Origin of the sequence: Thiohalorhabdus sp. (assembly GCF_036628635.1) — a bacterium.
Taxonomy (GTDB): Bacteria; Pseudomonadota; Gammaproteobacteria; order Thiohalorhabdales; family Thiohalorhabdaceae; genus Thiohalorhabdus.
In genome coordinates this window covers 76,333-99,093 of record NZ_JAZKRM010000001.1, presented here as the reverse complement: position 1 = coordinate 99,093, position 22,761 = coordinate 76,333, and the positions used below count along the sequence as shown (strand labels likewise).

The 22,761-nt window shown below is 66.1% G+C and carries 22 protein-coding genes, 3 tRNA genes and 1 pseudogene; 12 read left to right on the top strand and 14 right to left on the bottom strand.

The genetic code is table 11. The features are described 5' to 3' along the window. Positions 1–89 precede the first annotated feature (89 nt). Entirely contained in the window at positions 90–1,217 is a 1,128-nt protein-coding gene (locus V5A19_RS00465) for a DUF2333 family protein (RefSeq protein ID WP_332317799.1), read from the top strand. Positions 1,218–1,439: 222 nt separating this feature from the next. On the opposite strand, the gene V5A19_RS00460 is transcribed toward V5A19_RS00465, so the two are convergent. The 3 genes from V5A19_RS00460 to mutS all read right to left on the bottom strand — a co-directional run bounded on the left by V5A19_RS00460 (position 1,440) and on the right by mutS (position 5,070). After that, positions 1,440–1,931, bottom strand: a complete 492-nt coding sequence (locus V5A19_RS00460; protein ID WP_332317798.1) for a glutaredoxin domain-containing protein — start codon at positions 1,929–1,931, stop codon at positions 1,440–1,442. Positions 1,932–2,042: 111 nt separating this feature from the next. Continuing rightward, entirely contained in the window at positions 2,043–2,456 is a 414-nt protein-coding gene (locus tag V5A19_RS00455) for a DUF6010 family protein (RefSeq protein ID WP_332317797.1), read from the bottom strand. Positions 2,457–2,490: 34 nt separating this feature from the next. Continuing rightward, entirely contained in the window at positions 2,491–5,070 is a 2,580-nt protein-coding gene (gene mutS / locus V5A19_RS00450; RefSeq protein ID WP_332317796.1) for a DNA mismatch repair protein MutS, read from the bottom strand. 309 nt (positions 5,071–5,379) lie between these two features. Between mutS and V5A19_RS00445 the strand changes: the two genes are divergently transcribed. Further along, positions 5,380–5,811, top strand: coding sequence for an archease (locus V5A19_RS00445; protein ID WP_332317795.1), 432 nt, complete (start codon positions 5,380–5,382; stop codon positions 5,809–5,811). Between the two features lie 27 nt (positions 5,812–5,838). Next, positions 5,839–7,269, top strand: coding sequence for an RtcB family protein (locus V5A19_RS00440; RefSeq protein ID WP_332317794.1), 1,431 nt, complete (start codon positions 5,839–5,841; stop codon positions 7,267–7,269). A 45-nt stretch (positions 7,270–7,314) separates the two neighbouring features. Here V5A19_RS00440 and efp read toward each other — a convergent pair whose 3' ends face one another. Continuing rightward, positions 7,315–7,884: an elongation factor P gene (gene efp, locus V5A19_RS00435; protein WP_332317793.1), complete on the bottom strand. Its 570-nt coding sequence runs from the start codon at positions 7,882–7,884 to the stop codon at positions 7,315–7,317. A gap of 235 nt (positions 7,885–8,119) precedes the next feature. On the opposite strand from efp, the gene V5A19_RS00430 reads away from it, so the two are divergent. From V5A19_RS00430 to V5A19_RS00400, 7 genes are all read left to right on the top strand, one after another. Further along, positions 8,120–8,431: a DUF971 domain-containing protein gene (locus V5A19_RS00430; protein ID WP_332317792.1), complete on the top strand. Its 312-nt coding sequence runs from the start codon at positions 8,120–8,122 to the stop codon at positions 8,429–8,431. Positions 8,432–8,505: 74 nt separating this feature from the next. Continuing rightward, entirely contained in the window at positions 8,506–9,210 is a 705-nt protein-coding gene (locus V5A19_RS00425) for a rhomboid family intramembrane serine protease (RefSeq protein WP_332317791.1), read from the top strand. Positions 9,211–9,300: 90 nt separating this feature from the next. After that, on the top strand, positions 9,301–11,088 hold the full coding sequence (gene uvrC, locus V5A19_RS00420) for an excinuclease ABC subunit UvrC (protein WP_332317790.1): 1,788 nt from the start codon (positions 9,301–9,303) through the stop codon (positions 11,086–11,088). A 50-nt stretch (positions 11,089–11,138) separates the two neighbouring features. Further along, the gene (gene pgsA / locus V5A19_RS00415; protein ID WP_443081402.1) at positions 11,139–11,726 is read left to right on the top strand and encodes a CDP-diacylglycerol--glycerol-3-phosphate 3-phosphatidyltransferase; all 588 of its coding nucleotides are present in this window, start codon (positions 11,139–11,141) and stop codon (positions 11,724–11,726) included. A 36-nt stretch (positions 11,727–11,762) separates the two neighbouring features. Continuing rightward, positions 11,763–11,837 (top strand) — tRNA-Gly (locus V5A19_RS00410). 95 nt (positions 11,838–11,932) lie between these two features. After that, positions 11,933–12,007 (top strand) — tRNA-Cys (locus tag V5A19_RS00405). Between the two features lie 160 nt (positions 12,008–12,167). Then, complete coding sequence (locus tag V5A19_RS00400) at positions 12,168–12,995, top strand: hypothetical protein (protein ID WP_332318717.1); 828 nt, start codon at positions 12,168–12,170, stop codon at positions 12,993–12,995. 338 nt (positions 12,996–13,333) lie between these two features. Here V5A19_RS00400 and V5A19_RS00395 read toward each other — a convergent pair whose 3' ends face one another. The 4 genes and pseudogenes from V5A19_RS00395 to V5A19_RS00380 all read right to left on the bottom strand — a co-directional run. Further along, positions 13,334–13,498 carry a hypothetical protein gene (locus V5A19_RS00395; RefSeq protein ID WP_332318716.1) on the bottom strand — a complete coding sequence of 55 codons (165 nt, stop codon included), beginning with the start codon at positions 13,496–13,498 and terminating at the stop codon, positions 13,334–13,336. A 67-nt stretch (positions 13,499–13,565) separates the two neighbouring features. Then, positions 13,566–13,655: transfer RNA gene (locus tag V5A19_RS00390), tRNA-Leu, on the bottom strand. A gap of 275 nt (positions 13,656–13,930) precedes the next feature. After that, positions 13,931–14,188 carry a cation:dicarboxylate symporter family transporter gene (locus tag V5A19_RS00385; protein ID WP_332318715.1) on the bottom strand — a complete coding sequence of 86 codons (258 nt, stop codon included), beginning with the start codon at positions 14,186–14,188 and terminating at the stop codon, positions 13,931–13,933. A gap of 371 nt (positions 14,189–14,559) precedes the next feature. Beyond that, positions 14,560–15,171 (bottom strand): annotated as a pseudogene (locus V5A19_RS00380) (dicarboxylate/amino acid:cation symporter); the annotation flags it as partial. Between the two features lie 300 nt (positions 15,172–15,471). On the opposite strand from V5A19_RS00380, the gene V5A19_RS00375 reads away from it, so the two are divergent. Next, on the top strand, positions 15,472–15,609 hold the full coding sequence (locus tag V5A19_RS00375; RefSeq protein WP_332318713.1) for a hypothetical protein: 138 nt from the start codon (positions 15,472–15,474) through the stop codon (positions 15,607–15,609). A 36-nt stretch (positions 15,610–15,645) separates the two neighbouring features. Beyond that, the gene (locus V5A19_RS00370; protein ID WP_332318712.1) at positions 15,646–16,818 is read left to right on the top strand and encodes an aminotransferase class V-fold PLP-dependent enzyme; all 1,173 of its coding nucleotides are present in this window, start codon (positions 15,646–15,648) and stop codon (positions 16,816–16,818) included. Positions 16,819–17,116: 298 nt separating this feature from the next. On the opposite strand, the gene V5A19_RS00365 is transcribed toward V5A19_RS00370, so the two are convergent. The 6 genes from V5A19_RS00365 to tmk all read right to left on the bottom strand — a co-directional run bounded on the left by V5A19_RS00365 (position 17,117) and on the right by tmk (position 22,753). Then, entirely contained in the window at positions 17,117–17,887 is a 771-nt protein-coding gene (locus tag V5A19_RS00365) for an MBL fold metallo-hydrolase (RefSeq protein WP_332318711.1), read from the bottom strand. Between the two features lie 10 nt (positions 17,888–17,897). Beyond that, positions 17,898–18,689 carry a TatD family hydrolase gene (locus V5A19_RS00360; RefSeq protein WP_332318710.1) on the bottom strand — a complete coding sequence of 264 codons (792 nt, stop codon included), beginning with the start codon at positions 18,687–18,689 and terminating at the stop codon, positions 17,898–17,900. 4 nt (positions 18,690–18,693) lie between these two features. Further along, positions 18,694–20,247 (bottom strand): methionine--tRNA ligase, encoded by a 1,554-nt coding sequence (gene metG / locus V5A19_RS00355; protein WP_332318709.1) that lies wholly within the window; start codon positions 20,245–20,247, stop codon positions 18,694–18,696. A 50-nt stretch (positions 20,248–20,297) separates the two neighbouring features. Further along, positions 20,298–21,026: a PSP1 domain-containing protein gene (locus V5A19_RS00350; RefSeq protein WP_332318708.1), complete on the bottom strand. Its 729-nt coding sequence runs from the start codon at positions 21,024–21,026 to the stop codon at positions 20,298–20,300. A 97-nt stretch (positions 21,027–21,123) separates the two neighbouring features. Next, positions 21,124–22,110 carry a DNA polymerase III subunit delta' gene (holB, locus tag V5A19_RS00345; protein ID WP_332318707.1) on the bottom strand — a complete coding sequence of 329 codons (987 nt, stop codon included), beginning with the start codon at positions 22,108–22,110 and terminating at the stop codon, positions 21,124–21,126. A gap of 1 nt (position 22,111) precedes the next feature. Continuing rightward, a complete protein-coding gene (gene tmk, locus V5A19_RS00340) occupies positions 22,112–22,753 on the bottom strand; it encodes a dTMP kinase (protein WP_443081433.1) in 642 nt (213 codons plus the stop codon). Between the last annotated feature and the right edge of the window lie 8 nt (positions 22,754–22,761).

The window sequence follows — 22,761 nt, the reverse complement described above, 5'->3', positions numbered from 1 at the left end:
GCCCACGCCGGCCACCCGCCCGGCCCATCGGCTGAAGTGCCCATTCCAGCGGGGTCCGGCCCGCTCTAACCGCAACCAAGGAGCCCCATTTGGCCAACGAGGACCGTCAAACCGGCGCTACGGAGCGCCTGCACCGGCTTTTGGACCGCCTGCAGGGCCTCTACGGCCGCATCCGGGAATTCCTGAAGTTCCGCTGGGTCCCCGGCGGGGTCTGGACCAGCGCCATCGCGGCGGCGGTGTTCTTCCTTGTCCTGGTCATCCCCTTCGGACTATCGCTGTGGTGGGGCATGCAGCCGGATCGCTTCGACGTGGTGGCCAACGCCAAGGACATGGCCGAGCAACGCGGCCATCTCGGGGATGGCGAGCTGTCTGTGGGCTACGTCTCCGCGGCCACCCTGGACGAGCTTACCCGGTTCCTGCTCGACAAGCCGAGCGGCTACCTCACCAACGACATCCTGCCCCCGGGCGTGCTGATGGATAACATCCCGTCCTTCGAGACGGGCGTGGTCATCCAGGTGCGCGACTTCGCCGAGACCCTGCGCGACGACATGACGCGCTCGCAGACCCAGTCCCAGGAGGACCCGGACCTCGCAGTGGCCGACCCTCAGTTCAGCTTCGACTACGCCAAGTGGGGCGTGCTGTTCATCCCCTCCACCGAGAGCGAATACCGCAAGGGGCAAAAGCGCTTGCGGGCCTACATGGCCCGCCTCGCCGACGCCGGTAAGGGCCCCGACGGCCAGTTCTACGTCCGCGCCGACAACCTGCGGGACTGGCTCAAAACGGTGGAAATGCGCCTGGGTGACTACGCCCAGCGCCTGGCCGCCGCCCGCCCCGAGATCCGCGTCCAGCGCAACCTCGCCGGCGAGCCCGCCGGCACCCAGGCCAAGGCCGAGGCGGCCGAGGAGCGGTCCACCACCCCATGGATGGAAATCGACAACGTCTGGTGGGAGGCCCGGGGCAATAGCTGGGGCCTGCTGCACCTCCTCAAGGCTATCCGTCACGACTTCCGGCCGGTACTTGAAGACAAGAACGCCGTCCCCAGCCTCAACCACGTCATCCGCGAGCTGAGGAACAGCGTGCGCGAGAAGGACGCCTGGATGGTCTTGAACGGCGAGCCCTTCGGCCTGCTGGCCAACCACTCGCTGGTCATGTCGAGCTACCTGGCGCGCGCCAACGCGGCGGTGATCGATCTGCGGGAGCTGCTGCAGAAGGGCTGAGAGGGCCGAGGCGGGAAGAATGAGAGCATAAGGGAAGGGATAACCTACCCATTGGTACCTTAAAATCGACGGGTCCGTCATTGCAAGGCTGCCGCAAGATTTCAGCGGATTGACCTTAATCCTGGCCGTTTTGAAGGTATGCGGGCTCGGGCGGAGGTCCGGCCTGTTGCCTGATGCCCAAATAACCCGGCTGCCAGGAGCGGGGGGTCTTGCCCGATTTGTCTATCGGGTCTTTTGGCTGCGGTATAGCTTCCGGAATGAATCCGGCGAGAATCCCCGCATCTTGCGGTGCCCCACAAGGATCACTGGCACCCCGTCCTCGCCCATGCGTTTATAATCCCGGCGGCCCTTTTTACTATTCTCCACATCGTATTCGGTGAACGGGATGTTGTTCTTCTGGAAGTAGTTCCGGGCCTTATCGCAGTAGCCGCACCATTCGGCGCTGTACATGGTTACATGCGGCTTCCCGCCGTTGCCGTTGGGCCTCCGGTCCTCGAGCGAGGTTTCCCGAATCTTGGGGCTCTTGTATGAGCTCAGGGCTTTAGTCTCGACCTCTTTGGCTTGGTCCCCGCCGTTGGGCTTGTCGGAGTAGTGAACCCGGTCCGCCTCGTCCACCCATTTGTAGATTTCCGCCTCGGCGGTACCTGCAGCCAAAAAGGCCAGGGTGACGAGGAGTCCTGCCGCTAAGACAAAGTCCCTTGGTCCCTGTGGCATTCTTGCTCCCTCCTTTTTTCCAGGTTGGCTCGGCAGGGATATCCAGCAACCGGCCTCGGGCGCCTCGATGGCTGCCGGGGGAAGCCTGGGCCCCGGCCGACCGAGCTCCTCTTACCACGCGGGGAGCGGGCCGATTCGGAGAACCAGCCCCAGCGCCAATCCCCAATCGAAAAAGGCGCAGAACAGGGGATAGGCCTCGGGGATCTCCCTTACCGCACCCTCCCTCCCATGGTGGCCCAGATCCCAGAGCCCGTGCAGGACCAGGCCGGCTACGATCCACCAAGTGCTCAGCCACAGGCCCAGGACGGCCAGGGCGAAGAACGCCCCCGCCCCCAGCCCCTGCACCAGGACCTTCTCAGGCTTTCCAGAGGCCAGGCCGAAGCCCAGGTAGATGGCGGCGATCAGGGTCAACAGGTTGGCGGCCGCCGCCCGGGCCACTTCCTCGGTCAGGAAGGCGAGGACCCCGCCGATGGCCGCTCCTAGCAGCAGCCCGGCAGCCTGGCCTCGGACGGGGGGAGGGCTCATGCCGGTCCCTCCCACCGCGGCCGATCCGGGCGCTTCAATCTTTCGCCTGCCTGCGCAGGTGGTAGAGCAGCTCCAGGGCCTCGCGGGGGCTCAGCTCGTCCGGATCCAGTCCCCTAAGGCGCTCCACCACCGGATGCGGCGCGGCGCTGAACAGGTCCAGCTGGGGCGCCGGCTCGGGGCTTTCGGGCTCGTGGCTAGGGGTGACCGCGCCGGCCTCTAGCTCCTCCAGCAGGGTGCCGGCGCGCTCCAGGACCGGCTGGGGCAGGCCGGCCAGGGAGCCCACCTGGATGCCGTAGCTGCGATCGGCGGCCCCCTCCCGGACGGTGTGCAAAAACACCACCTGGTCGCCGTACTCCCGCGCCGCAACGTGTACGTTGGCGACGCCGTCGAGGCGGTCGGCGAGGTCGGTGAGCTCGAAATAGTGGGTGGCGAACAGGGCCCAGGGGCGGTTGTGGCCGGCCAAGCGCTCGGCGCTGGCCCAGGCCAGGGCGAGGCCGTCGAAGGTGGAGGTGCCGCGGCCGATCTCGTCCATGAGCACCAGCGAATCGGGGCCGGCGTTGTGCAGGATGTTGGCGGTCTCGGTCATCTCCACCATGAACGTGGACCGGCCCGAGGCCAGGTCGTCGCGGGCGCCGATGCGGGTGAAGATGCGGTCCACGGGCTTGAGGCGGGCCTCGGCGGCGGGGACGAAGCTGCCGGCGTGGGCCATGAGCACGATCAGGGCCACCTGGCGCATGTAGGTGGACTTGCCGCCCATGTTGGGGCCGGTGATGAGCAGCATGCGGCGGGCATCGTGAAGGGCGAGGTCGTTGGGCACGAAGGGTGCGCGGCTGGCGGTCTCCACCACCGGATGGCGGCCCTCGCGGATGGTCAGGGCGTCGTCGTCGCTCCATTCGGGCTGGACGTAGTCCAGGGCCTCGGCGCGCTCGGCGAAGTTGGCCAGAACGTCTACCTCGGCCACGCCCTGGGCCAGGGGCTGCAGGGTGGCCAGATCGGCGCGAAGGCCCTCGATGAGGGTCTCGAACAGGGCCTTCTCCCGCGCCAGGGAGCGCTCGGCGGCGGACAGGGCCTGCTCTTCGAAGCGCTTGAGCTCGGGGGTGACGAAGCGCTCGGCGTTTTTCAGGGTCTGCTTGCGGATGTAGCGCTCCGGCACCTTGTCCAGGCGCGACTTGGAGACCTCGATGTAGTAGCCGTGGACCTTGTTGTAGGCCACCTTGAGGGTATCGATGCCGGTGTGCTCGCGCTCCTCGGCCTCCAGCCGGGCCAGGTAGTCGCCGGCGTTGTCGCCCACGTCGCGCAGCTCGTCCAGCTCACCGTCGAAGCCGGCGCGGATGAAGCCGCCGTCGCGGGCGGTGGCGGGAGGCTGGTCCACCAGGGCGGCGGCGAGGTGATCCACCCATTCCCGCTGAGGCGGCAAGGCGGCCGCCAGCTCGCCCAGGCGGGGGCTGTCGTGACGGTTCAGGGCGGTCTGGAGCTCGGGCAGGACGGCAAGGGACTCCTGCAGCTGCTTGAGATCGCGGGGGTTGGCCGAGCCCAGGCCGACCCGAGTCAGGATGCGCTCCATGTCCCCGACCCGGTCCAGCAGCCCCTGCGGCTGCTGGAACCGGCCGCCGTCGAGCAGGGAGGCCACCGCCTGGTGGCGGCGCTTGAGGGCCTCGGGCCGGCGCAGGGGGCGGGTCAGCCACTGCCGCAGCAGCCGGGCGCCCATGGGGGTGACGGTGCGGTCCAGGACGCCCACCAGGTGGGTGCTGCCCTCGCCGGACAGGGTCCGGTCGATCTCCAGGTTGTGGCGGGTGGCGGCGTCCATGACCACCGTGTCCTCGCTGCGCTCCCGCACCAGGGAGCGCAGGTGGGGCAGCAGGCCCTTCTGGGTCTCGCGGGCGTAGATGAGCAGGGCGCCGCTGGCCTGGACGCCGGCCCCCAGGTCCTCGCAGCCGAAGCCGGAAAGGTCGCGGGTGCCGAACTGGTCGTTGAGGTACTCCCGGGCGGTATCGGGTTGGAAGGACCATTCCGGCCGGGTCTGGACCCGGGCCGGGTAGTCCGCCGGCACCCCCTCGGGCAGGGCGATGCCCTCGGGGACGAGGATCTCCGCCGGGTCTAGGCGGGTGAGCTCGCCGCCCAGGGCCTCGGCCGAGGTCGGCTCGGCCACGGTGAAGCGGGCGGTGGACAGGTCCAGGGCGGCCAGGCCCCAGGGACCGCCCTCTCGAGCCGGCGGCACCACGGCGGCGAGGAAGTTGTTGGCCCGTTCCTCCAGGAGGGTGGACTCGGTCAGGGTCCCCGGGGTCACCACGCGCACCACGCCCCGCTCCACCGGGCCCTTGGCCTGATCGGGATCCTCCAGCTGCTCGCAGATGGCCACCGATTCTCCCGAGCGCACCAAACGCGCCAGGTAGGGCTCCAGGTTGTGCACCGGCACCCCGGCCATGGGGATGGCCTCGCCGCCGCTCTCGCCGCGCTGGGTGAGGGTGATGTCGAGCAGGGACGCGGCGCGCCGGCCGTCGTCGTAGAACAGCTCGTAGAAATCGCCCATGCGGTAGAACAGCAGGATGTCCGGGTACTCCGCCTTGATGCGGAGGTACTGGGCGATCATGGGGGTGTGGGCGACCTGATTCATAAGGCGTTTTTGGGCCGGGAAGAATGGAAAAGGGAGAAACAGGGCCCGTAGGAGCGACACCCAGGCCGTGAGCCAGTGGTCATCGCGAGCACAGCGAAGCGATCTGCCGAACGAAGCCCAAACCGGCAGATTGCCGCGTCCCGCCACTAAGCCTGGCCGGATAACGGAGCTTTAGCCACGGTTTCGTAGGGGCTTAGTGGCGGGACTCGCAATGACAATCGCGGCGGGAGCCCCTCCCCGCCGCTTGTGCGGCCCACCGAAGGTTAGCATACTCGATCCGAGGGGGCCCTCTGAACCCGGGGAGCATGTGTGACCACCAGCGGCTGGCAGCATTTCGAGCACCAGGCCGACATCGGCCTGCGCGCCTGGGGACCGGATCTGGGGGCGGCCCTGGAGCAGGCGGGGCTGGCCCTGACGGCAGTGATCACCGAGCCGCAAAGGGTGGTGGGGCGGGAAGAGGTGGCCCTGTCCTGTGCCGCGGATGATCCCGAATTCCTGCTGGTGGAGTGGCTGGACACCCTGATCTATGCCATGGCCATCCGCCGCATGCTGTTCGCCGGCTTCGAGGTGGCGATCAGCGGCGCCGGCGGCACCTACCACCTGACCGCCACCGTGCTGGGCGAGCCGGTGGACCGGGATCGTCACCAGCCGGCGGTGGAGGTCAAGGGGGCCACGCTCACCGGCCTGCGGGCCGAACGGGGCGACGGCGGCTGGCTGCTGGAGTGCGTGGTGGATGTCTAGCCATTACTGCCCCCAAGGAGAACGGCCATGGAAGTGAGCCGGCTACGCCAGGAAGGGCCCTATCGCTGGGTCATGGATCCGGTGGGGGCCATGCGGACCCGGGGGGTGATCTACGGCGACGCGGATCTGCTCGGGGAGATGGACGAGCGGGTCCTCGAGCAGCTGGCCAACGTGGCCAGCCTGCCCGGGATCGTGGGCCCGGCCTACGCCATGCCCGATGCCCACTGGGGCTACGGCTTCCCCATCGGCGGGGTGGCCGCCTTCGACCCCGAAGCCGGCGGGGTGGTCTCCGCCGGCGGCGTGGGCTTCGACATTTCCTGCGGGGTGCGCACCCTGCATACCGGTGTGACCGCTGCGGACCTGGCGGGCAGGGAGGATGCCCTGGCGGACCAGCTCTTCCACCGCATCCCCGCGGGGGTGGGCAGCCGGGGCAAGATCCACCTGTCCGCTGCGGAGATGGACGACATGCTCGCCGGCGGCGCGCGGTGGGCGGTAGGCGAGGGTTACGGCCATCCGCACGACCTCAACCGCACCGAGGAGCTGGGGCAAATGGCCGGGGCCGACCCGGAGCAGGTCTCCGACAAGGCCAAGCAGCGCCAGAAGGACGAGATGGGCACCCTGGGCTCGGGCAACCATTACCTGGAGATCCAGCAGGTGGCGGCCATCCACGATGCCGAGACGGCGGCCGGGTTCGGCCTGCACGAGGGCGACCTGCTGGCCACCATCCACTGCGGATCCCGCGGGCTGGGCCACCAGATCGGCAGCGAGGCCCTGAAATCCATGGCCCGGTCCGCGAGCAAGCACGGCATCGATCTGCCCGACAATGAGCTGGCCTGCGCGCCCCTGACCTCGGCGGAAGGGCAGGCCTACCTGGGCGCCATGCGCGGCGCCATCAACTGCGCCCTGGCCAATAGGCAGATCATCACCCACCTGACCCGCCAAGCCTTCGCCGACGTGCTGCCCGAGGCCAATCTCAACCTGCTCTACGACGTCTCCCACAACACCTGCAAAGAGGAGACCCACAAGGTGGACGGCGCCGAGCGCCGCCTGTTCGTCCACCGCAAGGGAGCCACCCGCGCCTTGGAGGCTGGCAGCACCAACCTGACGCCGGCCCTGCGCGGGGTGGGCCAGCCGGTGCTAATTGGCGGCACGATGGGCACGGCGAGCTACATCCTTGTGGGCATGGCGGGCAACGACGCCCGCTCCTTTGGGAGCTCCTGCCACGGCGCAGGTCGGCGCATGAGCCGCAACCAAGCCCGCAAGCAGTGGCGGGGCGAGGAGGTATTGCGCGAGCTGCGCGACCGCGGCATGCGGGTGCGCAGCCCCTCCATGCGCGGCGTGGCCGAGGAGGCCCCGGAGGCCTACAAGGCGGTGGAGCAGGTGGTGGAGGCCGCCGAGGCCTCAGGCCTGTCGCAGCGGGTGGTCCGGCTGGTGCCCCGGATCACCATCAAGGGGTAGGGGATGGCAGGGGCCAAGGCGAGGGTCCCAGGGCCAGAACCTGGCTCAGCCCTGCTTAACCCGCTCCTCGTAGGTGCCATCGGCAGTGCTAACCCGGATGACGTCGCCGGCCTCGACGAACTGGGGCACCTGGACGGTGACGCCGGTCTCCAGGTGGGCGGGCTTGTAGGTGGCATCGGCGGTCTGGCCGGTTACCACCGGTTCAGCATCCACCACCTTTAGCTCCACCGCCTTGGGCAGCTCGACACCGATGGGTCGCTCGTTGTGGAACAGCACGTCGACTTCCAGGTTGGGCTGAAGGAATTCCGTGACGCCTTCCAGGGTCTCCTCGTCGAGGGCAATCTGCTCGAAGGTGCCCTGGTCCATGAAGATATAGTTGGCGCCGTCGTGGTACAGGAACTCCATCTTGCGCGGCTCGATATGGGCCTTCTCCACCTTCTCCTCGGAGCGGAACCGATTGGTGGTCTTGGTTCCCGTCTCAATGTTCTTGAGCTCGGTCTGCACGAAGGCACCGCCCTTACCCGGCTTGGTGTGCTCAGCCTTGAGGACCCGCCACAGGCCGCCCTCGTACTCGATGATGTTGCCCTTGCGGATTTGCAGTGCCTCGATCTTCATGATTCCCTTCTCGCGGTGGTGGAGGGGGGACGCCGCCGCGCCCCACGGTAAAGGTACGAGCGCCAGGGCCACCCCGCCGTAATCGGGAAAGCGACCCTTGTACCTAGAACGATGGAGCCGGCTTCCGGTCCAAGGGCATGCAAGCCCTTGAGGGATCCGGGTTTGTACCATATTTCCCAGCTAGCCCTTAACCCGCCGCAGCCAACGCAACCGAATCGTTAGGAGCAAACGGGCCATGAGCCAAGAGCAGGTCCGGCCGGTGGAGATCCGGCCGCATACCAAATCCAAGATCCTGGAGATCGAGTGGGAGGACGGCCACGTCTCCAAATACACCTACGAATACCTCCGGGTGGAGTGCCCTTGTGCCGACTGCAAGGGCCATACCCCCGACCAGGCCAAGACCATCACGGGCAAGGAGAACGTGGACATCACCAGCTTCGACCCCGTGGGCAACTACGCCATTCAGCTGAGCTTCGACGACGGCCACAATACCGGCATCTTCACCTGGGAGCATCTGCGTAACCTGGATACCTCCCCCCAGGAATGAGCGCGGTAGCCGGGAGGCGTAGGTAGGCCGGGGCGACCGGGCCGCGGGCGCTAGAAAGGAGGGGTCCGGGAGGCGTGATCCCACTCTACGACGACAATCCCACCAAACGAAGCCCGGTCGTTACCGTCGGGGTTATCGCAGCCTGCGTAGCGGTTTTTTTGTACCAGCTGACAATGGGCCCGCAGGCCTATAACTACTTTGTCCACTGGTTCGGTGTCATCCCTGGCATGGTCACCGGTGCGGTGTCATCGTACATACCCCAGTATGAGAGCCCGATCCCGGCCTCGCTGACCCTGGTAACCAGCCTTTTTCTGCACGGTGGGATTCTGCATCTCGCCGGCAACATGCTTTTCCTGTGGATCTTCGGCAACAATATCGAGGACGCTTTGGGCCCCGTTCGGTTCATCGCCTTCTATGTCCTCGCCGGGGTGGCGGCCGCGCTGGCCCACATCCTCCAGGCGCCGGCCTCGGAGGTCCCCATGATCGGCGCTTCCGGCGCCGTTTCCGGTGTGCTCGGGGCCTACCTGCTGCTTTATCCCAAGGCCCAGGTGGGGGTCCTTGTGCCCCTGGGGTTCATCCTGACGGTGGTCCGCCTGCCGGCGGTGGTGGTGCTGCTGATCTGGTTTGGATTCCAATTCCTCTCCAACGCCTTTAACGGGGGCGCCGAGGGCGGGGGAGTGGCCTACATGGCCCATATCGCCGGCTTCTTCGCGGGGATGGCCTTGAGTTTGATCTTCAAGCCGACCGGGATCCCCTTTTTCGGGGACGGCAGGCGCTAAGGCAAGGTCCCGTCCTTTGCCATCACCGGCCCTCGAGCCGAAATTTCATCCATGACCGCAACAGAAAAGCATAAGTCATTGATTCATATAATGCCTACCGGCCCTGGCGTCTACCGCATGGAAGACGCCTCGGGGGTGGTGGTCTACGTCGGCAAGGCCCGCAACATCCGGGCCCGCATCCGCAGCCATTTCCAGAACGCCGACACGGATCCCAAGGCCCGGGCCATGGTGGGCCAGATCGCCGACATCCAGGCCACGCTGACCCACACCGAGACCGAGGCCCTGCTCCTCGAGAGCAATCTCATCAAGCGCCACCGCCCGCGCTACAACGTTTTGCTGCGGGACGACAAGAGCTATCCCTACATCTTCTTGTCGCGCAACCACGATTATCCCCGGCTGGCGTTCCACCGCGGGCCGCAGAAGGAGAAAGGGCGCTACTTCGGCCCTTATCCCTCGGCCAGCGCGGTGCGCGAGACGCTCAAGCTCATGCAGCGCATCTTCCCGGTGCGTCAGTGCGAGGACACCTTCTTCGCCAACCGCACCCGGCCCTGCCTGCAATACCAGATCGAGCGCTGCAGCGGGCCGTGCACCGGGGAGGTCGGCTTTGGCACCTACCGGGAATTCGTGCGCCAGGCGGAGCTTTTCCTGGACGGCCGCAATGAGGAGCTGACGAACGAGCTCACCGAGCGCATGGAGGCGGCATCCACCAACATGCGCTTCGAGGAGGCGGCCCGGCTGCGGGACCAGATCCGGGCTATACGCCGGGTCCAGGAGAACCAGCACGTGTCCGGCGGAAGCGGCGACCACGATGTCATCGCCGTGCGCATGGAGGCCGGCCTGGCCTGCGTCCAGGTGTTCTTCATCCGGGGCGGGCGCAATCTGGGCAATCGTGGCTTCTTCCCCCAGCACACCGAAGGGGTGCCCCCGGAAGAGGTGCTCCAGGCCTTTTTGACCCAGTTCTACGACGACAAGCCGGTTCCGCCGAGCGTGGTGGTCAACCAGCCCCCGGCCGAGCAGCAGGCCCTGGCCGAGGCCCTGTCCGAGCGCATGGAGCGGAAGGTGACCATCACCCAGCCGCAGCGCGGCGAGAAGCGGCACTGGGTAGCCATGGCCGCGCACAATGCGGATAATGCCCTCCAGCGCCGAGTATCGGAGGAGGCCGGTCTGGCCGAGCGTTACCAGGCCCTAACCGACGCCCTGGGGCTGGAGGCGGTTCCCGAGCGCATGGAGTGCTTCGATATCTCTCATACCCGGGGCGAGGGGCCGGTGGGCTCCTGCGTGGTTTTCGACCGGGAAGGCCCCCGCAAGTCCGATTACCGACGCTTCAACGTCCGCGACGTGGAGCCCGGGGACGACTACGCCGCCATGGAGGAGGTGCTGACGCGGCGATACGGCCGCCTTAAGCGGGAAGAGGCCCAACTGCCGGACCTGGTCATCGTCGATGGCGGCCGCGGTCAGCTGAATGTGGCCGAACGGGCTTTCGAGGAGCTGCAGATCGAAGGGGTGGAGCTTCTGGGTGTGGCCAAGGGACCGGAGCGGCGCCCGGGGGAAGAGGATTTATGGCGCCCGGGGAAGGACCGTGCCTTCAGCCTCGATCCCTACTCCAAGGCCCTGCACCTGCTGCAGCAGATCCGGGATGAAGCCCACCGCTTCGCCGTTTCCGGGCACCGGCAGCGCCGCAGCAAGATCCGGCGGGAGTCCGCTCTGGACGGCATTCCGGGCGTGGGCGGCAAGCGCAAGAAGGCTTTGCTGCACCATTTCGGCGGTCTCAAGGGCATCCGGGCCGCCGGCACCGAGGACCTGCAGAAGGTGGAGGGGATAAGCCGCTCTCTGGCGGAGCGAATCTACGCGGAATTCCATGCAGGAGGGCAGGGGTGAACGACTAGGGTCCCTCCCCAGCCATCTCTTAGGAACGAATGGAGGCCGGGGTGACCTGGAACGTCCCGAACATCCTGACCCTGATCCGGATTGCGGCTATCCCCTTGTTGATGGGTGTGTTCCTGATCCCGGGCTGGACCGGCTATGTCACCAGCGCCGTGGTTTTCGTGCTGGCCGCCATCACCGATTGGGTGGACGGCTTCTGGGCACGGCGCTACGAGCAGACCAGCGCCTTCGGGGCCTTCCTCGACCCGGTGGCCGACAAGCTCATGGTAGCCACCGCCCTGGTCCTGCTGACCGCCGACGACCGGGCTCCGGCCATCCTCACCGTGATCATCATCGGCCGCGAGATCACCATCTCCGCGCTGCGGGAGTGGATGGCTGAGCTGGGCAAACGGGCCGCTGTGGCCGTCTCCTGGATGGGCAAGGTCAAGACGGCCCTGCAGATGGCCGCCATTGTCCTGCTGCTGCTTCACACGCGGGTCTTCGGCATCGACGCCCATTTCTGGGGCGTGGTCCTCCTTACCGCCGCCGCGATCCTGACCCTTTGGTCCATGATCCTCTACCTGCGGGCGGCGTTACCCATGCTTTTGGGCGCCGGGCCCGCCGAGGATTCCGCCAAGCCCGGCGCATCTTGACACCCCGGGCCGGTTTTGGGAAATTGTTGACCCTTAGCGGAAGTAGCTCAGTGGTAGAGCACAACCTTGCCAAGGTTGGGGTCGCGAGTTCGAATCTCGTCTTCCGCTCCAGACATTGCCCAGGTATACCCGCCAAAGGATACCGGGGCCTGGCTGAGATCGGCAGGGAAAGCCTAAGGCTTTCCCTTTTTCATCTCCGACCTACCGGCTGGGTGGCAGAGTGGCTATGCGACGGACTGCAAATCCGTTCCACAGGGGTTCGAATCCCCTCCCAGCCTCCATATCCGGCCGACAAAGCCCCAAAAAGCCCCGCGCTCTAGTCGCGGGGCTTTTTGCTGTTGCCGTCTTCGACGCCCGGGACTTTCTTTATCGCCCTCATAGCCGGTAATTTAGGCACCCTCAATCGCACCCGAAACCCGATCGCACCTGAAAGGGGCCAAAATGACCTCCCGCAAGCTATGGGCGATCCTCCTGGGCTCCGCTCCGACCCTAGCCGCCGGAGCCGAGGGAGATGCTCCGGAACCGTCCAGCCCGCGTTTGGGGTTTCATCTGGGCTTGGAGGCCTTTACCTGGAGCGAACAGGCGTCAAACCCGTCACGAGAGATCCTTGAGGAAGAAGGTCCCCGCTTTACCGGCGCGGTCACCTTCGACAATTACCTCCGGTCGGCCGAAGGTCCGGTCTATGCCCTGGAGGCCAGGGGTTATGCGGGGGAAATGGACTACGACGGCGAAACCCAGGGCGGAGTGCCGTTGAGAACGGAGGTTAGCTACAAAGGCGCCTTGGGCGAAGGCCAGGTCGGATACCGTTTCCTCCCCGATTGGGCGCGTTACAGTTTCGACGCCATGGCGGGGCTGGGCGGCGAGTACTGGTCCCGGGACATCCAGGATGGCTTTGCCGCCAACGGTACCCCTGTCCAGGGCGTCGAGGAACAATACACGGTGGTCTATGCGAAGGCCGGGCTGGGGGTTGCCGATCTAACCTTCGAGGAATGGTACGGCCGGCTGGAGGCGGGGGTGCGTTATCCGCTGGATGTGCACGAGGAGATTGACGCCTTCAATGCCGAATTAAGCCCGAACCCTGAGCCCAACTTCTACGCCGCCTACGAGTTGAGCAAGGTCACTTCAACGGGTACCCAGGTCGGTGTGACCCTTTACTATGACAGTTACCGCTTCGACCCCTCACCCGTCTCCTCAAGCAGCATCGGGGCCATCCTCCAACCCGAATCAGACATGGATGTGATCGGGCTGCGCCTTGGGGTTTTCCTGTAGGCCTTTGGCACGTGGGGACCGGAAAGGGTAGAAGGGTGGAAGGAAGTTTCCCTCAACCACCCGTTGGCTAAAGGAATCGACCATGGAAATCGCCATAACCGCCGTGTCCGCACTGGCCATCCTTATTCTAGGCGTTCTCCTCTACATGACCGCCCGGGGTGGCTGAGCCCGCCCCGAAAATCAACAGTCCCCACCCAGGCCCCGAACCAACTTTTCGGGGCCTTTATTCATCCCCCGTTTCGACCCTTTCCCTCGTACACCATCCCCAGCGGTTAATCCAAAGGCGCGACCCACCCGAGGAACAGGTATGAGACCTAACGTTCTTTATTTGTTCTCATTCAGACAAGAAGCCGAAATAGCCCGATAGCCAAGAAGATGGCACCGATCAGGGCCAGCGGCAGGATTTCGCCGCGAGGCCGCCGACGCCCCCACAGGTTAGCCGCGCTGACCTCCAGAATGAGACCGAACACCACAGCGGCGACGGCAACGGGGCTAGCAGGCATGGTTCCTCCGAAGGGCCCGATGAAAAACGGGGCGTTGTACTGGGCCGGAACTAGGGGGAGGGGGATCTGGTGGCCGGGGCGGGACTCGAACCCGCACGGAGGGTAGCCCTCCAGCAGATTTTAAGTCTGCGGCGTCTACCAATTCCGCCACCCGGCCAAGTTCCCTGTTCGGGAAGGGATAATGGTACCACGGCCCAAGCCAAGGCAAATGGCCTGGCTCCAGACGGCAAAGCCCCAGGGTAGCGGGGCGTTGATCATACAAACTCACCCGATCCGCTGGTTTTCCAAAAAATGATTTCGGCGCTTGGGCGAAACCCCGTGGTAGGGGCCGCTCACACCGGTTTCGGATACTATTTAACATAATAAACATTATGCGCAATCCAGGCTGCCTTGGTTCGGGCCCGGGCCCCGGCATAACCCCGGGCCTATCGACTACTCGATGACGGTATCCACGGGTTCGGCCTGGCGGGTCTGCTCCAGCCACTGCTCGTGCTCACGTTCAGCGTCGCGGCTGGGCTCGGCCGGCAGGAAGCGGTCCAGGATCACGCAGCCCACCAGATCCCCGGTGACGTTGAGACTGGTCCGGAAGCGCTCGAGGACCTGGTCCAGGCCGATGATCATGGCCAGCCCGGTTAGCGGCACCCCGGCGCTGGCGCTCACTGGCAGGTCCATCTGGAACATCTGGGCCATGAAGATGGTGGCCAGCCCCTGATACAGGGCGGTCCCCCCCCATGTTCACCGTCGCCCCCAGGGGCACCACCAATTGCGCCAGGGAGGGCCTAACCCGCAGGTTCCCCTCGGCGGTGCGCACCGTTACCGCCATGGTCGCCGCCGAGCTGTTGGTAGAAAACGCCAGCAGGAAAGTTTCCGGATGTGGCCAAAGAACCGGAGGGGATTGCGAGCGCCCAAAAACGCCACCAGAACCAGATAGGCCGCCTGCAACAGGGCCATGCCAAAGACGACGGCCCCAGCGTAAACCCCCAACCCCGCCAGAACCTGGGGCCGGTCTTGATCATCGCCTGGGCCAAGAGCCCGAACACGGCTACTGGGGCGAAGGTCATGGCCACCCCCACCACCGACATGGTCACCGATTGGACCGATCCGAACAGATCTACCAGCGGCTTGGCCGAGCGCGGCTCCAGGCTGAGTAGACCCAGGCCAAGGACGATGGCGAAGATCACGATCTGCAGCATATCGCCTTCGGCGATAGCCCCCATGGGGTTGGTGGGCAAGAGCTCAACGATCTGTCCGGGAATCTCCTGGATGGCCGAGCCTTCCTGGCCTTCGCCCCCAGGGACCGGCAGGGATTCCGTGGGCAGCTCCAACGCATCCCCCGGGGGCGACCCGCCTTGGGTCACCGCCGCCATGTCCACATAGTTACCGGGTTTGAACGCCATACCCACCGAGATGCCGATGATGAGCGCTAGGACGGCGGCGCCGAGGAAGTAGACGCCCAGCCAGATGCCGGTGCTCTTGAGCTGCTGCACGTCGGTGGCTGCCGTTACTCCTCGAATGATGGAGGCAAGGATCAAAGGCACCACAATCATCTGGATGAAACCAAGGAACAGGTGGCCGGGCAGCGCAATCCACTCCCCCATGGCCAGGGCCGTTCCCCGCCCTACCCAGCCGGTATCGGGATTCAGCGCGATGCCCACCGCCACCCCCAGCACCATGCCGACTAGGACCTGTGAAGCCAGAGACGGCCCTCAATCAATCGGCTCAGAGGCCCGGTGAGGACCTTCAGGCTGCGCGGATGGAGATAGCCCAGCGAGGCGAACAGATTGTTGATCATCCTGAAAGCGTCCTTTCCGTGGTCGGTCCGGTCTTCGGGAGCGTGGCATGGGGCGGCTCGGAGGGGGAATGGGTCAGGGAGGTGGCAATGATCCGGCCAAGCTGTTTGGATGGGCGGTTTGCCCAGGTCATACAGGAACCCTCATGAAATTCCAAAGCTGGTATCTGGTCGGGTATTCAACTTGGTGGTTACCGGCTTCACGGTTATCAAGGCCCTGCAGATTCCGGGCACCTTTCTGGCCGGCCTGGCCGGGCTGCTCCTTATCTGGTCCCTGGAAGGCATCAACTCCACCTCCCGCCCCTGCCCGGCGGCCACCTAGCCCCTACCGGTGCGGGGCATTGGTCAAAGCGCGCCCATGAACATTGCCAATCCCTCTCAGGAAAGCGTGGAAGCCCTGGCCGCCGAAGAATTCCCGGTGGCAGGGCGCCACGTCTACCTCAATCACGCCGCCGTTAGCCCCTGGCCCGAACGGGCCCGCCGGGCCATGCGGGCCTTCGCCGACGGCGTCACCGAGGACGGCTCCCTCCACTTCCCCGACTGGCAGGCCAAGGACGCCGAGCTCCGGCAGCGCCTGCAGCGGCTGGTGAACGCCGAGTCCACCGACCACATCGCCCTCGTTCCCAATACCTCGGCCGGTCTGTCGCTGGTGGCCAGTGGCGTCAAATGGCAGCCGGGGGACAATGTGGTGATCACCGATTCGGAGTTCCCCAGTAACCGTATGGTCTGGGAGGCGCTGGCCGATCGGGGAGTGAAAGTTCGGGAGGCCGCCTGCACCCCGGCCGGGTCGGCGGACTGCGAAGGCAGCGTTCTGGGGCTAGTGGACCAGCGGACGCGGGTGGTCAGCGTCAGCAGCGTCCAGTGGGGAACTGGGCTGGCCCTGGATATTGGTCGGATCGGGCGGGAGCTGGCCGGTACCCCCACGGCATTCTGCGTGGACGCCATCCAGAGCCTGGGGGCCTGGCCTCTGGACGTGCGCGCCATCGGGGCCGATTTCGTCGCCGCCGACGGGCATAAATGGATGCTGGGCCCGGAAGGTCTGGGGGTGTTCTACTGCGCACCGGAGTGGCTCGAAGAGCTTCAGCTGCGCCAGTGGGGCTGGCACATGGCAGAGCCCCTCGGGGATTTCGAGGCCCGCGACTGGCGGCCGGCGGCCACGGCCCGCCGCTTCGAGCCCGGCACCCCCAACACCCCGGCCAACCACGCCCTGGAGGCGAGCCTGGCGGTGCTCCAGGAGGCGGGAATCGCCAACGTGGCCGAGCGCATTGCGGTCCGGGTGGAGCACCTGATTCAGGGTCTGAACCGGTTACCGGAGGTGGCCTTCCTGTCTCCCACTGACCCCGCCCGGCGCGCCGGCATCGTCACTGCCCGTTTCGGCGACCGGACCGAGGCGGTCTATGAGGCCCTTCGGAGGAATAACGTTCAGGTGCTGCCGCGGGCGGGCGGCATCCGCTTCGCCCCGCACTTCTACAATTCGCTTCATGGCCTGGACCACGCCCTCAATGTGGCCGCGGACGCCCTACGGCGCTAGTGTCCCGCCCCAGGAGTGCGTGGGACTTCTGTGAGAAGGGATAGTGGGCGCCGCAAGGAAGCGCGACGCCGGGCGGCCTGCCTGCCCGTCAAGGAGCGCTGACGCCGCGCCGTCCGCTATCCCGGCTCGCCCGAAGGGAGCGTCTGAGCCGGCCCAGCGCTGCGTTGCGCCTCCTCGACGTAGGTTCCCAACCACGCCCCCTCGGCGTGCCTTGCTCTGGACCGGCTCAGATCGCTCAGAACCCCTACGCACTCCTGAGGCTGGACACTAGGCCCTGCCCCACCCTTCCCCGCCTTCCCTATAGGGGAACCCGGAGGCCGTCATAACCCGGCTCCATGCTCTGCGAAAGCTCCTCGGCCAGGCCGGAATACGCAACCTCGTGAGTGAAGTGGGTGAAGACGGTACGCTTGGCGCCGATGCGCTCGGCCGTTGCCACCGCCTCCTCCACGCGCATGTGGGTGGGATGGTCGCGGTAGCGCAGGCAGTCGAGGATCAGGACGTCCAGCCCCTCCAAGAGCTCCAGGGAAGCTTCAGTAATGGTCTTGGCGTCGGTGATGTAGGCGAGATCGTTGAAGCGGTAGCCGTAGATGGTCCAGCGCCCGTGCTCTACGGGGATGGGAGTGACGCGCAGCCCGCCCCAGGCGAAGGGCTCGGTAAGGGGCCTGGCTTCCAGCACCGGGATGTACCAGCCCTTCTCCGGCGGGGGTGGCTCCCCGAAGCAGTAATGGAAGCGCTGCTCGGCGGCCTCCAGCACGGAAGGCTTTCCGTAAACCGGGATCACCTGCTCCTGCAGGCCGTTGAAGGCCCGCATGTCGTCGATGCCGTTGATGTGGTCGGCGTGGGTATGGGTCAGGAAGACGGCGTCGACCCGGTCCAGGCCCTCGCGCAGGGCCTGGTGGCGAAGGTCGGTGCTGGTATCCACCAGAAGGGACTCGCCGGCATCGCCGCGCAACCATAGCGAGGCCCGGGTGCGCCGGTCCTTGGGGTCACTGGAGGTGCACACCGGGCACCGGCAGCCGATGACCGGCGTGCCCGCGCTGGAGCCGGAACCGAGGATGACCGCTTCCATGGTCGGAATCTCAGGCCGGTTGGAGGCCGAACAGGCGCAGGAAGTTGGTGGTGGTGGTTTCCGCCAAATCCCCCAGGGCATCCCCGCGCTCCTCGGCAACCCTTTCGGCGGTGTAGCGGACGAAGGCGGGCTGATTGGTCTTGCCCCGATAGGGCTCGGGCGCCAGGTAGGGGCTGTCGGTCTCCACCAGTAGCCGGTCCGCCGGCACCTGCCGGGCCACTTCCCTCAGCTCCGGGGCGTTCTTGAAGGTCACGATTCCCGAGAAGCTGATGTAAAACCCGGCGTCCATCGCCGCCCGGGCGGTTTCCCAGTCCTCGGCGAAGCAGTGCATTACCCCGGTAACCCCCTGCTCACCCGCCTCCCGCACCAGGGCCACGGTATCCTCCCGGGCGGCCCGGGAATGCACGATCAGGGGCCGGCCCAGCTGACGGGCCGCCTCGATGTGGGTACGGAACCGCACCTTCTGGGTCTCGGGGGCCACCTGGTGGCGGTAGAAGTCGAGCCCGGTTTCACCGATGCCGACCACCTTGGAGTGGTCCGACAGCGCCACGAGCCGATCGACGGTAGGCTCTTCCACATCGGCGTAATTGGGATGGACGCCTGCAGTGGCAAAGATCTCCGGGTCGCTCTCGGCCACCGCCCGTACCTGGGCGAAATCCTCCAGGCATACGGAGATGTTCAACAGATAGCGCACCCCGAAATCCCGCGCCTTGCTTACGATCCCCTCACGCCGGTCGGGATAATCGGGAAAATCGATATGGCAATGGCTATCGGCCAACTCGATATTGGCGGTTTCGCTCACTTCCCTAACCTTCCCCGGGCTCGGCAACTTTCTGGAATACGGGCTCCGGCTTGGCCACCCGGAGCACATCGGGCCGGGCACCCCACCGGCCGTCACGGTCCAGCTGGGCCCCCTCGATGGGATAGCCCATCTGCTCCAGCATCCGCTCGCAGGCCACCGGCATGACCGGCCATAGATGAAGGGTGGCTACGCGCACCGTCTCCACCAGATTGGCCAGGGCCACCCCCAGCCGGTCGGTCTCGCCCTCCCTGTTGAGGATCCAGGGAGCCGTTTCGTCCACGTAAAGATTGCCCCTGCGGACCACCTCGAAAACGGCCTCCAGGGCGCGGTGGAAGCGAAGCCGGTCCATGTGGTGCTCGAAGGTGGCCGGGAGGCCGTCTACATGGGCCTTGAGGTCGGCGTCCGGATCCTGTTCCACGGCCGGGAGCCGAACCTCTTCGCCCCGGTACTTGCGCTGCATGGACAGGGTGCGGTTGAGCAGGTTGCCCAGGTCGTTGGCCAGCTCCTCGTTGGCCCGGCGGACCATGGCGGCATCCGTAAAGTCGCCGTCCTGGCCAAACGGCACCTCGCGCAGCAGAAAATAGCGCACCTGATCGGCGCCGTAATAATCGACGAGCTCGAAGGGGTCGAGGACATTGCCCTTGGATTTGGACATCTTCTGCCCTTCCTTTGTCCACCAGCCGTGGGCGAAGATCTGGTTCGGCAGCTCCAAACCGGCGGCCATGAGCAGGGCCGGCCAATAGACAGCGTGGAAGCGCAGGATATCCTTGCCGATCAGGTGGAGGTCGGCCGGCCAGTAAATCTGGAAAAGTTGTTCATATTCAGATCCGTAACCGAGGGCGCTGATGTAGTTGGTGAGAGCGTCGATCCAGACGTAGATAACGTGGTCGGGATCCTCCGGAACCGCCACCCCCCAGGTGAAGGTGGTGCGGCTGATCGACAGGTCGTGCAAGCCCTGGTCCAGGAAGCTCAGGATCTCGTTGCGGAAATTCTCCGGTTGGATGAATTCGGGGTTGTCTCGGATGTGACGCTGGAGGGCCTCCTGATAGGCGGAAAGCCGGAAAAAATAGCTCTCCTCCTGGACCCGTTCCAGGGGATCGCCGGTTTCGGCATCACACCCGTCCACCACCTGGCTAGCGGGCACGTAGGCCTCGTCGCTGACGTTGTACCACCCCTCGTAGACCCCTTTGTAGATGGCTTCATTGTGCCGCAGTAGGGCCCAGACCTTGCGCACACCGGCGGCGTGACGGTCCTCGGTGGTCCGGATGAAGTCGTCGTAGTTGATCTCGAGCTTGTGCCACAGGGCCTGGTAACGCTGAACCACCTGGTCGGCCAGGGCCTGGGGCTCGATCCCCTGCTGCTGGGCGGATCGCTCCACCTTCATGCCATGTTCGTCGGTGCCGGTGAGGAAATACACATCCCGGCCAAGCAGGCGCTGATAGCGGGCGACGGCATCGGCGGCAACGGTCGTATAGGCATGGCCGATATGGGGGACGTCGTTGACGTAATAGATCGGGGTTGTTAGGTAAAACGTTTTGCCGTAAGGGTTTTCGCCCATTAGCGGATGGCCCTTGCCTGGTTGACTGGGTTGAGGCGGCCCGGTATCGGCTAATGCCTAGAGGCGGGCACCGGGATGCGGGCGGGTCCGTCATTGCCCCGGGATCCGCAACCGCCACAGCCATCCGACTTTCCGTCCCCGCCGTAGCCGTCTTGCTCGTGGCGCAAGCAGCACTTGAGGCGGCCGCACATCCCGGTGGAGCTGCTGGAATTGGGCTCGATCCCCTGCTCCCGAGCCATCTTGACGTTGATGGGAGGGAATTCGCTCATATGCTCGCTGCAGCAAAGGGTCTTGCCGCACGGACCGAGCCCACCCACCAGGGCGGCCTCGTCCCGGACTCCGATCTGGCGCATCTCTACCCGGATGTGGAATTCGCGGGCGAGGATACGCACCAGCTCCCGAAAATCCACCCGGTGAGGCGCCGTGAAATAAAAGGTGCCCCGGCTGCCGTCAAAATCCAGCCGCACCAGGGACACCTTCATCTCCAGCTCCAGGGCGCGGGCCTTGCGACGGGCGAAGCGCAGGGCCTCCTTTTCACGGGCCCGCAAGGACTCCCGCCACTGCTCGTCGCGGCTGGTCAGCCGCCGGACCACCCGCTGCACCCGCCCCGGAAAGGGCAAGTGGCTATTCGCCACCTCCCCGATGACCACATCGGCCACCTCGGTGCCTGTATCGGTCTCCACCAGCACCCGGTCGCGGGCATTTATGCTGTCATCTTCCACCGTCATGACGAAGACAGCGTCGGAGTTCTCGGTACGGATTCCGATTTGTTTGGTCATAGTCGGCTATCCGCTCGGTGTCAGCCTGCCCCGCCCGATTGTTGGGCACCGCCGGTGCCTTGGGGCGCTGGGCTGGAAGGGTAAGGCCGCCGGGTGATCAGGCGCGCCGCCAGGTCAACAGGAACTCCTCCACCGCAAGCCGGGTGCTAAGGGGCCCGTGAACCGCATCGGCAAGCTCGTCGGCTGCCCGCAGCAGGCTATCCAGGGCCGTGAAATCCCGTTCGCTTGCCTGCCCCCGCAACGCTTTTTCCCGATCCGGATTGGCCAAAAACGGGCCGCCGGCCTGACCGCTCAGAACTCTAACACGGGCCATATCGCGGAGCCAGGCGAGCAGATGGGGCAGCCAAGTGGCCGGGTCCGCATCCGCCCAGCCCGCAGCCACCTCCAATACCGATTCTCCCCCCGCCGTCCGGGCCGCCGCAAGGCCTTCCACCACCGCCTCCCGCTCCCCAACCAGATCCCGATCGGCCAGCGCTCGGGCCCAGCCCGGCGCGCCGGCGCTCAACCGCGCCGCCAATTCGGCCTGCCCGGAGGGGTGACCGCAGTGCTCCGTAAGCCAGGCCGCCACCTTTCCCGCGGCCACGGGGTGGAAGCCCGCTGTCTGGCAGCGGCTGCGAATGGTGGCCGGGAGGCGGTCGGGGCGATGGCTGATCAGCAGGAAATGGACCACCCCCGGCGGCTCCTCCAGAAGCTTGAGCAGGGCATTGGCGGCATACGCGTTCAAGGCCTCGGCGGGGTCCATAAGGATCACCCGCCGCCCGCTCTCTTGGGGGGTTAGGCTGCTCTGGCGATTGACCTCCCGCACCTGGTCGATGCGGATCTCTTCGCCAGGGCCCACGGTCACCTCGGTATAGTCCGGAGCGGTCCCGGCGGCGAAACGGCGACAGGGACCGCAGGCCCCGCAAGGCTCGGATGCAGGTCCCTGGACGCATAGGAGCCGATTGGCCACCCGTCGGGCGGCAGTGTGCTTGCCGCTTCCCTTGAGACCGGCTAGGAGCAGGCCCTGAGGCACCTGGTTGCGCCCCAGAGCCCTCTCCAGCAGGCCAATGGCGCCTTCCTGCCCGATCAGCCCCCACTCCGACATGTCAGGCCCCGCCCCGCCAATCCGCGATCTCCCGGTACAGCCATTCATCAAGGGCCCGGACCACCTCGCTCCAGTCGCGGCCCGCGTCGATTGCGTGGAAGCGTTCGGGCGCAGCCATGGCACGCTCCCGGTAGGCTGCCTGCACGCCTTCCAGGAAAGCCAGGCCCTCGGCCTCGAAGCGATCATTGGACCGCCCTTCCCCAGACCGGCGACGCAGCCCTTCCTCTGGTGAAAGATTGAACAGCAAGGTGCAGTCGGGCTGGAAGCCTCCATGGACCCACTCCTCCAGGACCCGGATGCGGGCGGCGGGGACGCCCCGCCCGCCCCCCTGATAGGCGTAGGTGGCGTCGGTGAAGCGGTCGCAGATCACCCACTGCCCGGCTTCCAGGGCGGGCCGGATGGTGACGCCAAGGTGCTGGGCTCGGGCGGCAAACACCAGCAGTGTCTCGGCGTCCTCGCAGGGGGGTTCCCCCTCGCTGCCCTTTAGTAGGTCCCGAATGGCCTCGGCCAGCTCCGTTCCCCCGGGCTCCCGGGTGGCCACTGCTTCAATGCCCGCTTCCCGCAGTCGCTCGCCCAGGTGATCCACGGCGGTGGTCTTGCCGGCGCCGTCGATGCCCTCGACGGTGATGAACCGGCCGCGCACTGGGGCCA

What these genes read in the sequence shown, in the direction of transcription:
- V5A19_RS00460 (WP_332317798.1), bottom strand. Translation starts at nt 1,931, where the DNA reads ATGCCACAGGGACCAAGGGACTTTGTCTTAGCGGCAGGACTCCTCGTC.
- V5A19_RS00455 (WP_332317797.1), bottom strand. Translation starts at nt 2,456, where the DNA reads ATGAGCCCTCCCCCCGTCCGAGGCCAGGCTGCCGGGCTGCTGCTAGGA.
- mutS (WP_332317796.1), bottom strand. Translation starts at nt 5,070, where the DNA reads ATGAATCAGGTCGCCCACACCCCCATGATCGCCCAGTACCTCCGCATC.
- V5A19_RS00440 (WP_332317794.1), top strand. Translation starts at nt 5,839, where the DNA reads ATGGAAGTGAGCCGGCTACGCCAGGAAGGGCCCTATCGCTGGGTCATG.
- efp (WP_332317793.1), bottom strand. Translation starts at nt 7,884, where the DNA reads ATGAAGATCGAGGCACTGCAAATCCGCAAGGGCAACATCATCGAGTAC.
- V5A19_RS00430 (WP_332317792.1), top strand. Translation starts at nt 8,120, where the DNA reads ATGAGCCAAGAGCAGGTCCGGCCGGTGGAGATCCGGCCGCATACCAAA.
- uvrC (WP_332317790.1), top strand. Translation starts at nt 9,301, where the DNA reads ATGCCTACCGGCCCTGGCGTCTACCGCATGGAAGACGCCTCGGGGGTG.
- V5A19_RS00400 (WP_332318717.1), top strand. Translation starts at nt 12,168, where the DNA reads ATGACCTCCCGCAAGCTATGGGCGATCCTCCTGGGCTCCGCTCCGACC.
- V5A19_RS00395 (WP_332318716.1), bottom strand. Translation starts at nt 13,498, where the DNA reads ATGCCTGCTAGCCCCGTTGCCGTCGCCGCTGTGGTGTTCGGTCTCATT.
- V5A19_RS00385 (WP_332318715.1), bottom strand. Translation starts at nt 14,188, where the DNA reads ATGGCCCAGATGTTCCAGATGGACCTGCCAGTGAGCGCCAGCGCCGGG.
- V5A19_RS00370 (WP_332318712.1), top strand. Translation starts at nt 15,646, where the DNA reads ATGAACATTGCCAATCCCTCTCAGGAAAGCGTGGAAGCCCTGGCCGCC.
- V5A19_RS00365 (WP_332318711.1), bottom strand. Translation starts at nt 17,887, where the DNA reads ATGGAAGCGGTCATCCTCGGTTCCGGCTCCAGCGCGGGCACGCCGGTC.
- metG (WP_332318709.1), bottom strand. Translation starts at nt 20,247, where the DNA reads ATGGGCGAAAACCCTTACGGCAAAACGTTTTACCTAACAACCCCGATC.
- V5A19_RS00350 (WP_332318708.1), bottom strand. Translation starts at nt 21,026, where the DNA reads ATGACCAAACAAATCGGAATCCGTACCGAGAACTCCGACGCTGTCTTC.
- holB (WP_332318707.1), bottom strand. Translation starts at nt 22,110, where the DNA reads ATGTCGGAGTGGGGGCTGATCGGGCAGGAAGGCGCCATTGGCCTGCTG.